Here is a 15720-nt window from a genome sequence, read left to right as displayed (position 1 = left end):
CGCGGGCGGTACGGCTCGCGGAAACGGTCCCTTCCCGAACGTGACCTGAACGGTGAGACCAGGGACGCAGTGGCGCGTAGTACCGCGGTACGACCCGGCGGACGTGGATCGGTCCGCGGTACCACCGGATCAGGGTGTCTCGCCTCCTAGCGTTGTCGGTGAGGCGTCAGGGGCGACCAACGGGCGCCGGTTCCGACAGGAAGAGACGCGCATGATCGACGCTCAGCAGCTGACCAAACGGTACGGGGAGAAGACGGCCGTCGACGGCCTGGACTTCGCCGTGAAGCCGGGCACGGTGACCGGTTTCCTGGGGCCCAACGGCGCGGGGAAGTCGACGACCATGCGCATGATCGTCGGACTCGACGCCCCGACCAGCGGCTCCGTCACGGTGAACGGACGCCGCTACGCCGGCCACCAGGCGCCCTTGCAGGAGGTGGGGGCACTTCTGGAGGCGAAGTCGATCCATCCGGGCCGCTCGGCCTACAACCATCTGCTGGCGCTCGCGCTGACGCACGGGATTCCCCGGCGCCGGGTCGACGAGGTCATCGAGATGGCGGGCCTCGGCAGCGTGGCGAAGAAGCGGGCCGGTGCCTTCTCCTTGGGCATGGGCCAGCGGCTCGGTATCGCCGCGGCGCTGCTGGGCGACCCGCAGACGGTGATGCTGGACGAGCCGGTCAACGGGCTCGACCCCGAGGGCGTGCTCTGGATCCGAAACCTGCTGAAGGCCCTCGCCGACGAGGGGCGGACCGTGTTCGTGTCGTCGCACCTGATGAGTGAGATGGCCCTGGTCGCGGACCATCTGATCATCGTGGGGCGGGGGCGGCTGCTGGCCGACACCACCGTGGGGGACCTCGTCCGCGAGGCCGGCGGCGACACGGTGCAGGTGGCCACCGAGGAGCCGGCCCGGCTGCGGGAGGCACTGGCCGGACCGGGGGTGGACATCACCGGCCGGGCGGGCTCCGAGGAGCTCCAGGTGGCTGGGCTGAGTGCCCGCGAGATCGGCCTGAAGGCGGCCGAGCACAGGATCGCGCTGTTCGAGCTGACGGCCAGGACGGTGTCCTTGGAGGAGGCGTTCATGAACCTGACCAGGGATGCCGTGGAGTACCACGGCTCGACGACCGTCGACCCCCTTGAGACCGCTGCGAGGCCCGCATGAGCACCACCCTCACCACGACTGCCGAGGCGCCGCCCGCGGCCCCGGCCCGCCCCGCCTACCGGGTGACCGGACGGCGCGTGCTGGCCTCGGAGTGGGCCAAGCTCTGGTCGCTGCGCTCGACCTGGATCACCCTGGGCCTCGGCCTGCTCTTCCTCGTCGCCTTCGGGCTCATCGCCGCGAACCACTACAAGTCCGGTATCGGCTCCCCGCACCGGGACCGGGACTTCGCCACCGCGACGGCCGTGAGCCTGTCCCTCTTCGGCACCAACTTCGCGCAGCTCGCCCTCGGCGTGCTCGGCGTGCTGGTCACGGCGGGGGAGTACTCCACCGGGATGATCCGCTCGACGCTGGCGGCCGTACCGCGCCGGCTGCCCGTGCTGTGGTCCAAGGCGGCCGTCTTCGGGCTGGTCGCGCTGGTGGTCGCCACCCTCGGCGCGTTCGTCGCCTTCGGGTTCGGCAGCGCCATTGTCTCCGGCACACCGGCCGCCATGGGCTTCACGCACGCGGGCGTCGTACGCAGCCTGCTGGGCGCCGGCCTCTACCTCGGCCTGGTCGGTGTCATCGGAACCGCGCTGGGTGCCCTGCTGCGGTCGGTGGCGGGCGGCATCTCGGTGCTGGTCGCCTCGCTGATGCTGGTGCCGGGACTGATCTCCCTGCTGCCCAGCTCCTGGCAGGACCACATCAGTCCCTACCTGCCGAGTAGCGCGGGCGAGTCGATGTTCGCCCTGACCCACGACAGCACCACCCTGTCGCCCACCGCTGGGCTGCTGGTCTTCCTGGGCTGGACGGTGCTCGCGCTGGCCGGAGCGGGGTACCGGCTGGTGCGCAGCGACGTCTGACGCCTGCACCATGGGCGGGTGACGACCTCGACCACCAGCATGAGCACTGACGACGTCAGCGGAATGGGACCGCTGGTCGCCCGGTTCGCCCGGATCGGCCAGCGGCTCCGCCAGGCCGACCGGGCCCGCCCATGGGTGCTGGACACCGCGGTGGTGGTGCTGGTCCTTCTCATGTTCTGCCTGCCCGACCTGCTGCACCACGGCGGCGCGAGGGACGGGGACGGGGACGAGCGGCACAGGTTCCAGTTCGCTTTCACCCAGCTCCCCCTGGCGGCGGTGCTGGCCCTGCAGGCCGGTCTGGTACTGCCGCTGCTGTGGCGGCGGCGCCGGCCTCTGGCGGCCTTCGCCGCCATCGCCGTCGTCTTCGTCGTGCAGTGGTCGCTGGGTGCCGCGCTGCGCGCCGACGTCGCCCTGTTCGTCGCCCTCTACAGCCTGGCCCTGCACGGGCGGTTGCGGCGGCTGCCGTGGGCCTGCGGGGTCATGGCGGCGGGGATGGTGCTGGTCGCGGTGCGGGTCTCGCCGGCCGTCTCGGTCTGGGACGCCCTGTTCTTCCTGCTGAGTACGATGATCGCTGCCCTGGCCGTCGGCTTGGTGGTGCGTACGCGCCGGGCGCAGCTCGCGGGGCTGCGGGAGCGGGCGGCGCGGCTGGAGACGGAACGTGACCAGCGCATCAGACTGGCCACCGCCACGGAGCGTGCCAGGGTGGCCCGGGAGATGCACGACATCGTCGGCCACAACCTGTCCGTCATCATCACCCTCGCCGACGCCGGCGCGTACGCCACGGACACCGCTCCCGAACGCGGCAAAGAGGCTCTGCGACTCATCGGCGACACCGGCCGGACGGCCCTCGGCGAGCTGCGCCGGGTGCTCGGCGTCCTGCGGGAGGCGTCGGACGGCGCCCGCCAGGCACCGGAACTCAGCCCCCAGCCCGGTCTCGCGGACATCGAGACGCTCTGCGACGGAGTACGCACCGCCGGACTGGAGATCGTCTACCGCACGGTCGGCGAGGTGGACGCCTTGGACCGGGGAATGCAGCTGACGGTCTACCGCATCGTCCAGGAAGCCCTGACGAACACCCTGAAGCACGCCGGTGCCGGCACCCGGGTGAACCTGTCGGTCGTCGCCGGGGACGAACGGCTCGTCATACGGGTCCGGGACAACGGTCCGGCCGGGCCCGCCGGACCACGGAACGAGGAAGGACACGGACTGGTGGGTATCCACGAAAGAGCGGCGCTGTACGGAGGGACCGTGAGCGCCGGGCCCGCGGCCGACGGGGGGTGGGCGGTGGAGGCCGCCCTCGACCTGACATCGCGGGGAGGCACCCGGTGACCACGGTGCTCGTCGTGGACGACCAGCAGCTGCAGCGCTACGGCTTCCGGGTGCTGCTCGACTCCATGCCCGAGACGGAGGTGGTCGGTGAGGCCGCGAACGGTGCCGAGGCCGTCCGCAGGACCGCCGAACTCCGTCCCGACGTCGTGCTGATGGACGTACGGATGCCCGGCATGGACGGCATCGAGGCAACCCGCCGGATCGTCGAGGCCGGGGGGCGTTCCAGGGTCCTCGTGCTGACCACCTTCGACGTCGACGAGTACGTGCATGCCGCCCTGCGGGCCGGGGCCAGCGGCTTCCTCCTCAAGGACGCACGCCCGGAGGAACTCCTCGCCGGAATCAGGGCGGTCGCCGGGGGCGACGCGGTGATCGCGCCGGCCCTCACCCGTCGCATCCTGGACGAGTACGCCCGGCACGTGCCTGTCAGAAGAGGTGACGCGGGCGAGGACCCGCGCCTGGCCTCCTTGACCGAGCGTGAGCGCGAGATTCTCGTCGCCATCGGCAAGGGCTGGACCAATGGCGAGATCGCCGCGCGCTTCGTCGTGTCCGAGTCCACGGTGAAGACGCATGTCGGCCGCGTCCTGGCCAAGATCGGTGCCCGTGACCGCGTCCAGGCCGTGATCTTCGCCTACGACCAGGGCCTCGCCCGCCCTGGTATCAGCTGAACGGAAGGCGCGGACGAGGCTTCCTGCTCCGCCGAGGCCTCATCTACGTTCCAGGCACGGTGAGTCACGATCGGGCAACGGTAGTTGCTCGCACGGGTGATCGATCTACCAAGAAGTCCACAGGAAGGAATCGGACACTTGGCGAATAGTCGACAGGTTCGGTAAGCGGCGGTCAAGTTCAGACCTTGATCATCTTTTCGGCCTGTTCACATGTTGCTCACAGCAGACAAGATCCCTCCGTTTCTGTGTCTCTTGTCTGTTGGAGTCGTTGTCGTGCGCATCCGGCCGTTCCGCCGTATCCGCCCCGCCGGCCGTGCGCACCGTGCGCGGCGGCGGGTCGCGGTCCTCGTCCTGACCGCGCTCGCGTTGATGCTGACGACGAATCAGGCCGCGGCCGAGGGAATGGAACTGGGCCGGCTCTCGATGCCGAGCCTCAGCATGAGCTCGCTGAAGAGCTGGCTCACCGACCCGCACTGGGGCCGGCTGCCCCGGCAGGAGTCCGGTACCGCGGCCGGCCACCGCCACCACGTGTCCGCCACGGCCACCGCGGCGCACCGCGGCGCGGGTCGCAAGCCGGGCAAGGGGCGTGGCGAACTGTCCGCCTACCAGGCGCACACCGCCACGGTGAGGCGTGGCCGCAGTGTGGGTGGTCACTTCGACGCGAAGACGAGCAGGCGCAGCGGGACCAAGTCCACCCGCAACGAGATCGTCTACGACAACGCCGATGGCTCCATCACCCGTGACATCTACAACAAGCCCGTCAACTATCAGGTGAGCAAGGGAAGATGGGCGCCCATCGACGTGGACGTGCGGGCTGGCCCCGACGGGCGCTGGCACGAGAAGGCCAACTCCACCGCCGTCGACTTCGGTGCCAGGGCCACCGACCCCGCCCTCGCCTCGCTCGCCACGGACGACAGTCACCGCGTCGCCTACACCCTGCGGGGCGCGCAGCCCGTCAAGGGCACCGCTCACGGCTCCACCGTCACCTATGACAACGTCCTCCACGGCACCGATCTGAAGCTGTCGCCCACCGGTACCGGCGTGAAGGAATCGATCGTCCTGCACTCCGCGGACGCCGGAAACTCGTGGACGTTCCCCCTCAGTCTCAAGGGCCTCAAGCCCGTCCAGCACACCGACGGCTGGATCGACCTGCGCGACGGCACCGGCAGGACCGTCGAGCGCATCCCCCCGGAATACGCCTTCGACTCGAAGGTCGACCCCCGCTCCGGCGACCCGGCCACCACCCACGACGTCACCACCGAACTCGTGCACGGCAAGGGCGGTTACGCCCTGAAGGTGACCCTCGGCGAGGACTGGCTGCGGGATTCGCGACGCGTCTTCCCGGTCACCGTCGATCCGCAGATCGACGACGGCTGGACCACCACCTACGCCGAGTCCGGCAACTCCGGCGACCACTCGTTCGAGCAGACCATCAAGGTCGGCTCCTACGACGCCGGAACCCACAAGGCGAACAGCTTCGTCAACCACTGGTACACCGGCTGGGACGCCGGCGGCGCCACCGTCAGCGACGCGCACCTGGACATCTTCGACACCTGGGCCGCCACCTGCACCGCCGAGCGGTTCGACGTCGCCCTCGTCACCCAGGCCTGGAGTCCGGAGACCGTCACCAGCTACCCCGGCCCCTCGTACGGCTCCTCCATCGGCAATCTCACGCCGAGCGTGCCCGACGCGTGTGCCAACACCTCCGGTGACCGCACGGTCGGCGACTGGCTGCGGGTCCCTCTGTCCACGTCCGCCATCCAGGGCTGGTTCAGCGGTACCACCAAGGACTACGGCCTGGCCGTGTACGCGTCGACGACCGACAGCCTGCACTGGAAGCAGTTCGGTTCGTTCAACGACCCGGCGGACGGCCCGCACATCGTCGTCACGTACACCGGCAACACCCCGCCGCAGCTCTACGAGCAGTTCCCCGACAACAACGCGGTCGAGCACACCACGACGCCCGAGCTCACCGCATGGGCCGGCGGCGCCAACTCCACGAGCGGCAGCGGCAACCAGTACCTCTTCCAGGTCTTCGATTCCTCCGGCACCAAGGTCGCCGACTCGGGCCTGGTCTCCACCGGTGACTGGACCGTGCCGGCCGGCAAACTCGCCTGGGGCAAGTCCTACACCTGGGCCGTACAGGCGTACGACTCCGCCACCAACCTGTACTCCCCGGCGACGCCGTACGCGATGTCGGTCCAGGTGCCGCAGACCGTCATCACCTCCGGTCTGTCGCAGAACAGCAGCGACCACGGCTTCGACCCCACCAGCCGCAACTACACGACGAGCGACACCGACGCGTCCATCTCGACCGTCGGCCCGTCCCTCGACGTCGAGCGCGACTACAACTCCCGCGACCCGCGCTGGACGGGCGCGTTCGGCGCTGCCTGGTCGAGCATCTTCGACGCCAGGGCCACCGAGCACTACACGGCCTCCGGCGCGGTCTCCAGCGTCTTCGTCACCTACCCCGACGGCTCCGAGGTCGGCTACGGCAAGAACGGCGACGGCACTTTCACACCCGGCAACGGACGGTTCGCCACGTTCAAGTCGGTCAGCGGCGGCTATACGCTCACCGACAAGGACGACACCGTCTACACCTTCACCCAGTCCCTCGGCTCGGGTGCCTACGGCCTGACCTCGGTGACCGACGCCAACGGCCGCTCGGTGACGTTCACCTGGACCAGCGGCCACATCACCAAGATGGCGTCCGCCGTCTCCGGCCGCTCCCTCAGCCTGACCTGGTCCACGCCCACCGGCGCCTCGGCCGCGCATGTCGCGACCGTGACCACCGATCCGGTGACGCCCGGCGAACCGGCCACCACCGAGACATGGACCTACGGCTACAGCGGTGACCGGCTCACCAGCGTGTGCTCGCCGCTGTCCACCACCAAGTGCACCACCTACGACTACAGCAGCGCCTCGCCGTACCGGACCGCCTCACTCGACCTGGATCCGCACACGTACTGGCCGCTGTCGGAGTCCTCCGGCAGCACGGCCGAGGACAGCGTCCTGGCCAACGAGGGCACCACCGACGCCACCTACGAGAACGTCACCCTCGGCGCGGCCGGTCCGCTGACCGGCTCCACCGCCACGGCGGCTTCTTTCAACGGCGCTTCCTCCGACGTCTCGCTGCCCAAGAACCTCGGCAACGACACCGACTCGGGTGCCATCTCCCTGTGGTTCAAGACCTCCCAGGGCCCGGGAGTCCTCTACTCGTACGCCTCGCAGCCCATCGGCTCCGGTCAGGCCGCCGGCTTCTACACGCCTTCCATCTACGTCGGCACCGACGGCAAGCTGAACGCCGAGTTCTGGTACAGCGGCGGCGCCGCCCCGATCGTGTCCGCCGCCTCCGTCGCCGACGGCAAGTGGCACCACGTCGTGCTGTCGGCCGCGGGCAACTCGCAGAGCCTCTATCTGGACAGCGCCAAGGTGGGCTCGGTCTCCGGGACCGTCTCCATCAAGAGCGCGACGGCCTTCGGCAAGAACCAGGTCTACAACTACCTCGGCACCGGCTTCCTCGGCGGCAGCTGGCCCGACGAGCCGCACCACTCCACCTCTTCCGCCACCGGCTACGCCACCTACTTCAACGGCTCCATCGCCGATGTCTCCTGGTACAGCCGTCCGCTGGTCGCCGCCGACGTCAGCGACCTGTACAAGTACGGCACGCACGCCACCAGTCTGCTCACGTCCGTCAAGCGCCCGTCCGGCAAGACGTACGCGGCGATGACGTACGACTCGGACTCCACCGCCCTTACCCAGCTCACCGACGAGAACGGCGGCGTGTGGAAACTGGGTGCGCCCGCCGTCGCCGGGTCCAGCGACACCTACCGCGGCGCGGTGCTGGGCGGCGCCCCCGGCCAGTACTACCGCTTCGGCGAGGCGGCCGGCGCCGCACGGGCACTGGACGAGACGCGCGGCGGCGACGGGACGTACAACGGGGTGACACTCGGCGCGGGCGGGCCGTTCAGCGACCACACCACCGCGTCGTTCGACGGCACCGCCTCGAACGTGGCGCTGCCCAGCGGCACGGTGCCCGGCTCGGGCGCCGAGTCGGTCAGCATGTGGTTCAAGACGTCGACCGCGAACGGTGTGCTGTTCGCCGCGTCCAAGGACCCGTTGACCAACGGGACCACGCCGGGCTCCTACACACCGGCCCTCTACGTGGGCAGCAGCGGCAAGCTGCACGGCGAGTTCTGGTTCTCCGGCGGCACGAGCAAGCCACTGACCTCCGCGTCCGCGGTGACCGACGGCAAGTGGCACCACGTCGTGATGTCGACCTCGGCCACCGGCCAGTCGCTGTACCTGGACGACAAGCTGGTCGGCAGTCAGAGCGGCACCGCCGCCATGTCCGGCCAGTCGTACACGTACGTGGGGGCGGGCTACATCGGCGGCTACTGGCCCGACGAAACCCACAACAACACCAGCAGCAACACCGGTTACGCGACTTATTTCAAGGGATCGATCGCCGAGGTCGCCTTCTACCGCTCCCAGCTGTCCGCGGCCGACGTGGACGAGCAGTTCCGGTCCGCGCGGAACTCCACCGGCCTGCTGCCGGTCAAAACGGTGAAGGTCACCTCTCCGACCAGCTCGACGCTCACCTACACCTACGACCTCCTGCACGGCGATCGTGAACTGAGCGAGACCGACGGCCTGGGCAACACCAACCGCTTCGGCTACGACACCGCCGGCTTCGAGCACACCGTCACCGACCCCAACGGGGCGATGACCGTCACCGGCCACGACGTGCGCGGCAACGTGGTGTCCTCCACCACCTGCCAGGACCAGGCGGCCGACCACTGTTCGACGGTGTACTACACGTACTACCCGGACGACACGACGCAGCAGCTGACCACCGCCGACCCGCGCAACGACCAACTGCTCACCGTGCGCGACGGCCGCTCGTCGTCCGCGACCGACAACACGTATCTCACGTCCTACGCCTACGACTCCGCGGGCGATCAGACGGCGGTCACCGGCCCCGCGGTCCCCGGCTTCCCCAACGGCCGCACCACCAGCACCGTGTACAGCGACGGCACCAGCACCTATCCGTCGGCCGACGGCGGGACGGTGCCCGCGGGCCTGCCGGTCCAGACCACCAGCCCCGGCGGCTCGGTGAACCACGTCTCCTACTTCTCCGACGGCGACGTGGCCTCCACCACCGACGCCATCGGCCTGGTGACCTCCTACACCTACGACGGCCTCGGCCGGGTCGCCACGCAGAAGGTGGTCTCCGACACCTATCCGAACGGTCTGACGACCACCTACACCTACAACGCCGCCGACCAGGTGGCCGAGATCCACGACCCGCAGCTCACCGACCGCGTCACCGGCGCCACGCACAGCCCCGTCACCACCACCGTCTACGACGACGACGGCGACGTCACCTCCCAGACCGTCTCCGACGGCGGTGGCGGCGACCAGGCCCGCACCAAGACCTGGGCCTACGACGGCTACGACCACGTGGCGACCGAGTCCGACGCCAACGCGGCCGAGGGCGCGACCAACGGCGACACGACCACGTACACCTACGACGCCTCCGGTGACAAGACCAAGGAGGTCGACTCCGCCGGCAACGAGATCGACTACACCTACGACGACAACGGCAAGCTGCTCACACAGAGCCTGATGTACACCGGCGACCCGGTCGACCCGCAGACCGCGAGCCCCCTGACGGAGTCCTCGCGCGCCTACGACCCGTCCGGCCGCCTGGCCTCGGTGACCGACGCGATGGGCAACACCACGTCGTACACCTACACCGACGACGGCCTGCTCGCGACGGCGACCAGGACCAGCGCCGACGGCACGAGCAGCTACGTACTGGAGTCGGACGGCTACGACACCGCCGGCAACCTCGTCTCCAAGACCACCGACAACGGCGAGACCGTCACGGACTACAAGGTCGACGCCGCCTCGCGCACCACGTCCACCACCCTCGACCCGACCGGCGTGGACCGGGTCAGCACCGTCTCGTACACGCCGGACGACGACATCGCCACCGAGAACGACCAGGACCCGTCCGGCTACGACCGCACCACCACCAACTCGTACGACGCCATGGGCAACATGCTCAGCGAGACGCTGTACGGGGATGCCTCCGGGCACCCGTCGGGCTGGTGGAAACTGAACCAGACCTCCGCCGCCACCGTCACCGACTCCTCCGGCACCGGCAACACCGCCCAGGCAACCGGTGTCACCTGGACCGGCGACGCGGCAAGCTTCGCCGGGACCTCCGGCCAGCAGATCGCCACCAACGGACCGGTCCTGGACACCACCGCGTCCTACACCGTCTCGGCGTGGGTGAACATGAGCTCGCTGCCCACCCACAACGCGACCGTCGTGGCCCAGACCGGCACCACCAACAGCGCGTTCATGCTCCAGTACAACTACGCGCACAGCAGCGCGCCCACGTGGAGCATGCTGCAGACGAGCTCGGACTCCACCGGCCCGAGCTTCCCGGCCGCGTACGCCGCCACCACCCCTTCCAGCGGTACGTGGACCCACCTCGTGGGCGTGTACGACGCGACGAACGGCGCCGTCCAGATCTACGTCGACGGCACCCTGTCCGGCAGCGGCACCAACGCCACCCCGTGGGGCGCCACCGGGCCGCTGACGATCGGCCAGGCCAAGTACGCGGGAGGCCCCAGCGACCTGCTGCCCGGTTCCGTCTCCGACGTGCAGGTCTACCCGCGCGCCCTGTCCGCCTCCGAGGTCTCCTCGCTGTACGGCAAGGGCCGCACCGGGGGCACGGTGGGCTCGTCGACCGAGCGGACGACGAAGTGGACGTACGACAAGCGCGGTCTGCCGACGTCCGAGACGGACGCCGAGACACACACCACCGACTACGCCTACGACGAGGCCGGCAACCTCGCGGTCACCACCGCGCCGGCCGTCCAGGCGGAGCCGGACGGCACCCAGGCCGGCGCGGTCACCGTCCGCCCGGTCACCACCAGCGGCTTCAACACCTTCGGTGAGGCCGTCGAGGAGCAGGACCCCGACGGCCTGACCACGACCACCGCATACGACGCCGACGGAAACAAGGTCTCCGAGACCCTCCCCCCGTACACCCCGGCGGGCGCCTCCACGGCCGACCCGGGCACCACGGTGTGGACCTACGACAGCCAGGGCGACCAGACGTCGGTGACGACGCCGGGCGGCCGGACCACCAGGTACCTGTACGACCAGATGGGCAACCTCGCCCGGATCACCGAGCCCGACAACACCACGACGCACGCCACGTACGACGCCGACGGCGAGGAGAGCACCGCCACCGACGCCACCGGTGCCCAGACCCGGGCGACGTACGACTACCTGGGCCGCCAGGCGACCTCCACGGTGCTGGAGCGCTACCCGTCGACACGGACCCTGACCACCCAGTACCACTACGACGTCACCAGCGGAAACCCCTACGGCGCGCACCTCGCGTCCGTGGTCACACCCGGCGGCGTGACCACGACGTACGGCTACGACCGGACCGGCGAGACCTCCTCGGTGACCGACGGCTCGGGCAACACCACGCGCTACGCCTACGACTTCGCGGGCGACCGCACGAAGACGACGCTCCCGGACGACACGTACACGGTCACCGACTACAACGCCGACGGCGATCCGACGGCGACGCGCGGCTACGACGCCGCCGGCAACCTGCTGACGAACTCGTCGCAGACGTACGACGGCGTGGGCGACGTGACCTCGACGACGGACGCGCGGGGCCACACCAGTCAGTTCACCTACGACGCGGCGGGCACGCTGACCCAGGAGGTGCAGCCGGTCGACGCCTCCACGTCGATCACCACGACGTTCGGCTACGACGCGGCGGGCAACCGCACCCGCTTCACCGACGGGCGCGGCAACTCCTGGCGGTACTCGTACACGCCGTGGGGACAGCAGGAAAAGGTGATCGAGCCGACGACGGCGCAGTACACGTCGGCGGCGGACTCGACGACGACGTACGCGTACGACGCGGACGGCCTGCCGACGAGCGTCACCCAGCCGGGCGGCGTGACCACGTCGATGGCCTACGACACCGCCGGCCGGCTGAAGTCGGCCTCGGGCACGGGTGCGGACGCGGCGACAGCGACCCGCAGCTTCTCCTACGACGCCGACGGCCGGGTGCTGTCGGCGGACACGGCGGAGGCGGGCACCGCGGGGGCGGTCGACCACCAGGCGGCCACACACGACGCGTTCACCTACGACGACCGCGGCGACCTGCTGACGGCGTCGGGTTCGGCGGGCTCGTCCAGCTTCACCTACACCGACGACGGACAGACGGCCTCGCGCACGGACGCGGCGGGCACGACCAATTACGGATACGACACGGCGGGCCGTCTGTCGTCGCTGAACGACGCGGCGACCGGCACACAACTGACCTACTCCTACGGCAAGCTCAACGAGCTGACGTCGATCAAGTACGGCTCGACGGGCCAGACCCGCTCGTTCGGTTACAACAGCCGGCACGAACTGACCAGCGATGTCATGACGCAGGGTGCGTCGACACTGGCGAGCTTCGCCTACGGGTACGACGAGAACGGCAACCTGACGTCGAAGACGACGGCGGGCGTTTCGGGCGCGTCGGCCAACACGTACACCTACGACTGGGCGGACCGCCTGACGTCGTGGAACGACGGCACGACGACGACCCAGTACGCCTACGACGCGTCCGGCAACCGCATCCGCAACGGATCGGACGTCTACACCTACGACGAGCGGGACCAACTGACCTCGGACGGCACCCACTCCTACGGCTACTCGGCGCGCGGCACGATGACGCAGGAGTCGTCGACGGCGGGGACAGCGGCGTTCAAGGCGGACGCGTTCGGCAACCAGATCGTGGCCGACACACAGTCGTACACGCTGGACGCGACAGGCCGGAACATCACCGACACCGACACGACGCACAACTCCTCGCGCACCTTCCAGTACTCGGGCGCGGACAACACGATCGTCTCGGACGGCGACAACACCTACACCTACGACCCCGCGGGCGGGGTGATCGGCATCAAGCCGACCGGTGGGTCCGGGATGCTGGCGCTCACGGATCTGCACAACGACGTGGTGGGCACGTTCACGTCGGGGGCGACGGCGCTCTCGGGTTCGGCGACGTACAGCCCGCTGGGCAAGGTGATCTCGGACAGCGCGCTGGTGGGCCACCTGGGCTTCCAGTCGGGATGGACGGAACCGGGCACAGCCGATGTGGGCACGGCCTCACGCTGGTACGACCCGGGCACGGGCCAGTTCCTGAACAAGGACACCGTTTCGCCCAGCGCGGTACCGAACTCGGCGGCGGCGAACCCGTTCGCGTACGTCGGCGACAACCCCATGGAGGGCACGGATCCGTCGGGGCACTGCTCGTGGTGGACCGGGTCCTGCGAAACGCAGGCGTTCCACAGTGCGGTCAGGCATGTCACGCACGCGGCGCGTGCGGTGAAGAGCTATGGCGAGCACCTGTGGCACAAGGGCGTGGCCGTGGCGCGGAGCGTGGTGCACCGGGTCAAGCGCCAGGCCGGCAAGTACCTGGGGTACGTGCGCGACGGCTACCGCGCCACGGTCCGCTTCACGCGCAGGATCTACTACTACTCGTCACGGCGTGTCCGACGGTGGGGCGGCAGTGTCCGGCAGTGGGCGAGATCCGCGTACCGCGGTGCATCGAGTCGCATCAAACGCTGGGGGAGGAGCGCCAAGAGCCATTTGCAGTCCCTTAAGAAGACGGCCGGTTCAATGCTCAGGGGCGCGAAGAACCTGGCGGCGGCAGCGGGCCGGAAACTGGAGTCCGGCGCGCGGACGGCGTACTCGGCGACGGTCTCGGCGGTCAAGACCGCGGGCACCTTCATCAAGCATCACGCGGCGGCGATCACATCGATGGCCGTGTCCGTGGTGGTGTTCGCCGGCTGCGAGGCGGCGACCGGGGGAGTCGGCACGGTCGTCTGCGCGGCGGCTGCCGGTGCGGCGGGTTCGCTGGTGGAACAGGGCTTCAAGTGCGGGGAGAAGGGCGGTAGTGCCTGCAGCGTAAAGTCGTTCGCCGTTTCGGCGGCCGAAGGCATCGCCACCGGCGTCGCCTTCGACGGCCTCGGCCGCCTGGGCGGCAAACTGCTGGCCAAGGCGGCACCGAAGGCACTGAAGGTCGTCGGCGGGCTCTTCGGCCGCGGCGAACAGGCGGAGGCCGAGTCCGCCGCACGGGACGCGGCTGGAGACGCCGGTTCGGGGGGAGGGTCCGACGGGCCCTCCAGCACCCAGTCCCGCTCCGGCGAGGACGCTTCGGGCAAGCCGGTGAAGTGCGAGACGCACAGCTTCACCGGTGCCACCCGGGTTCTGATGGCCGACGGCAGGGTCAAGGCGATCGACCAGGTCAAGGTCGGCGACGTGATCGCCGACTCGGTGCCCGGCGCGAAGACGGTGGAGGCCCACAAGGTCACCGCGGTGATCGTCACCCACACCGACCACGACTTCGTGGACCTGACCATCAGGAAGACGGCCCAGCCGGCTGCCGAGGGCGCGGCCAGGCCCGCGCTGAAGGCGGGGACGAAGTCCCTGGCCGGAAAGCTCGCCAGGAAGGCGGCCCGCAAGGCGGCCTTCGGTCTGGCGGCCTCCGCTGCGGTGCTCGGCGCGCTGTCGGCGAGCCACCACCACGACGCGGCCGACCAGCCGACGACGGCACCGGTGGCGGCGGTCAGCGCGGCGGGCCCGGTTCACCAGGACCGGACCGGAGCCGCGGCTCCGGCCCACCAGAGCGGGCCCGGCGCGGCGGAAGCGGGCAACCTGGGCGCGCGTCTGACGACGACGTTCCACCACCCCTTCTACGACGAAACCCGCTCGGCCTTCGTCGACGCCCAGCACCTGACAGCCGGCGACATCCTCCAGACCCCGACCGGCACAGCCCAGATCACGAGCGTCCGCCTCTACCACGCCCACACCACCACCTACGACCTCACCATCGGCACCCTCCACACGTACTATGTGCTGGCGGGCGCCACGCCGGTCCTCGTACATAACTGCGGAGTTACGCGTGGTGGTAACGAAAGCACTTACTCCATCTCGCATGATGCGAGTGGAAGTGGCGTGATTGCCGACCTCGATAGTGACGGCATTCTGACCATGATGATGCACAACAATCCCGACAAGGGTTCACCGCTGCGGGGTAAGGCGATGTTCGACGAAGTTATGGGCCACTTCGGGGACCGAGTTCAGGGTGTCCAGGGGATCTGGGTCTACGGAGATAACCTTGGAGGCTTCAATGAAGCTGTCCGTGGTGGTGCAAGCCTTGTATCGGCAGCCAAGGGAACCTGGACTGGAAGGCAGGCAGCCAGATATGGCTTCACTCGTGCGAGGATCGATGAAGCAGTTCCGAGGCTCGACGGGGACTTCCAGCAAGTCCTTGCCACATTCCGAAGATGAGGGAACTGATGGACGAGGAAATTGAACGATTGGCGCGCTTGGCCGTCGAGTACCACGGAATTGGGTGCAGCATCGCAGAGATCGCTGATCTCCTAATCGACAAGCATCCAAACTTGAGGTTGGCGCCGTTCCGGCTGGCCCAAGTGCTTCGATCGGCCTTCGGTCTTTCGGTTCATGACCTGCAATACGTCACGGCATGGGTGCAAGGTGAGATTTCACTGGAAACACTGGAGGAGCGCCTTCAGGTGACTCGGTAAGTCAGCCTCAGTCCATAACATGCTGTGGACATTTCGAGAGGCCCCACCGAATGGATATTCGGTGGGGCCTCTCGGGCGTTTGA

Annotated in this window: 6 protein-coding genes; all 6 read left to right on the top strand. The window is 69.2% G+C overall.

Translation table 11 applies throughout. The annotated features are described in order from the left end of the window. Nucleotides 1–211: 211 nt before the first annotated feature. The 6 genes from VT52_RS11390 (at nucleotide 212) to VT52_RS11365 (ending at nucleotide 15637) form a co-directional block, all read left to right on the top strand. Nucleotides 212–1156, top strand: coding sequence for an ABC transporter ATP-binding protein (locus tag VT52_RS11390; protein WP_046421962.1), 945 nt, complete (start codon nucleotides 212–214; stop codon nucleotides 1154–1156). Further along, a complete protein-coding gene (locus tag VT52_RS11385) occupies nucleotides 1153–1995 on the top strand; it encodes an ABC transporter permease (RefSeq protein WP_046421960.1) in 843 nt (280 codons plus the stop codon). The genes VT52_RS11390 and VT52_RS11385 overlap by 4 nt, the downstream gene beginning before the upstream one ends. 39 nt (nucleotides 1996–2034) lie before the next feature. Next, nucleotides 2035–3324 carry a sensor histidine kinase gene (locus VT52_RS11380; RefSeq protein WP_046422058.1) on the top strand — a complete coding sequence of 430 codons (1290 nt, stop codon included), beginning with the start codon at nucleotides 2035–2037 and terminating at the stop codon, nucleotides 3322–3324. Beyond that, nucleotides 3321–3989, top strand: a complete 669-nt coding sequence (locus VT52_RS11375) for a response regulator (RefSeq protein WP_046421959.1) — start codon at nucleotides 3321–3323, stop codon at nucleotides 3987–3989. The genes VT52_RS11380 and VT52_RS11375 overlap by 4 nt, the downstream gene beginning before the upstream one ends. A 273-nt stretch (nucleotides 3990–4262) precedes the next feature. Continuing rightward, nucleotides 4263–15380: a LamG-like jellyroll fold domain-containing protein gene (locus VT52_RS11370; RefSeq protein WP_053055514.1), complete on the top strand. Its 11118-nt coding sequence runs from the start codon at nucleotides 4263–4265 to the stop codon at nucleotides 15378–15380. Beyond that, nucleotides 15377–15637: a hypothetical protein gene (locus VT52_RS11365; RefSeq protein ID WP_143070872.1), complete on the top strand. Its 261-nt coding sequence runs from the start codon at nucleotides 15377–15379 to the stop codon at nucleotides 15635–15637. The genes VT52_RS11370 and VT52_RS11365 overlap by 4 nt, the downstream gene beginning before the upstream one ends. The last annotated feature ends 83 nt before the right edge of the window (nucleotides 15638–15720 follow it).

Origin of the sequence: Streptomyces malaysiense (assembly GCF_000980885.2) — a bacterium.
GTDB lineage: Bacteria > Actinomycetota > Actinomycetes > Streptomycetales > Streptomycetaceae > Streptomyces > Streptomyces malaysiense.
Note: the sequence above shows the minus strand (reverse complement) of the source record. Positions and strands in the feature narration are given on the sequence as shown.

Excerpts from the sequence above, each read along its gene's own strand:
- VT52_RS11390 (WP_046421962.1), top strand. The coding sequence starts at position 212 with ATGATCGACGCTCAGCAGCTGACCAAACGGTACGGGGAGAAGACGGCC.
- VT52_RS11385 (WP_046421960.1), top strand. The coding sequence starts at position 1,153 with ATGAGCACCACCCTCACCACGACTGCCGAGGCGCCGCCCGCGGCCCCG.
- VT52_RS11380 (WP_046422058.1), top strand. The coding sequence starts at position 2,035 with ATGAGCACTGACGACGTCAGCGGAATGGGACCGCTGGTCGCCCGGTTC.
- VT52_RS11365 (WP_143070872.1), top strand. The coding sequence starts at position 15,377 with ATGAGGGAACTGATGGACGAGGAAATTGAACGATTGGCGCGCTTGGCC.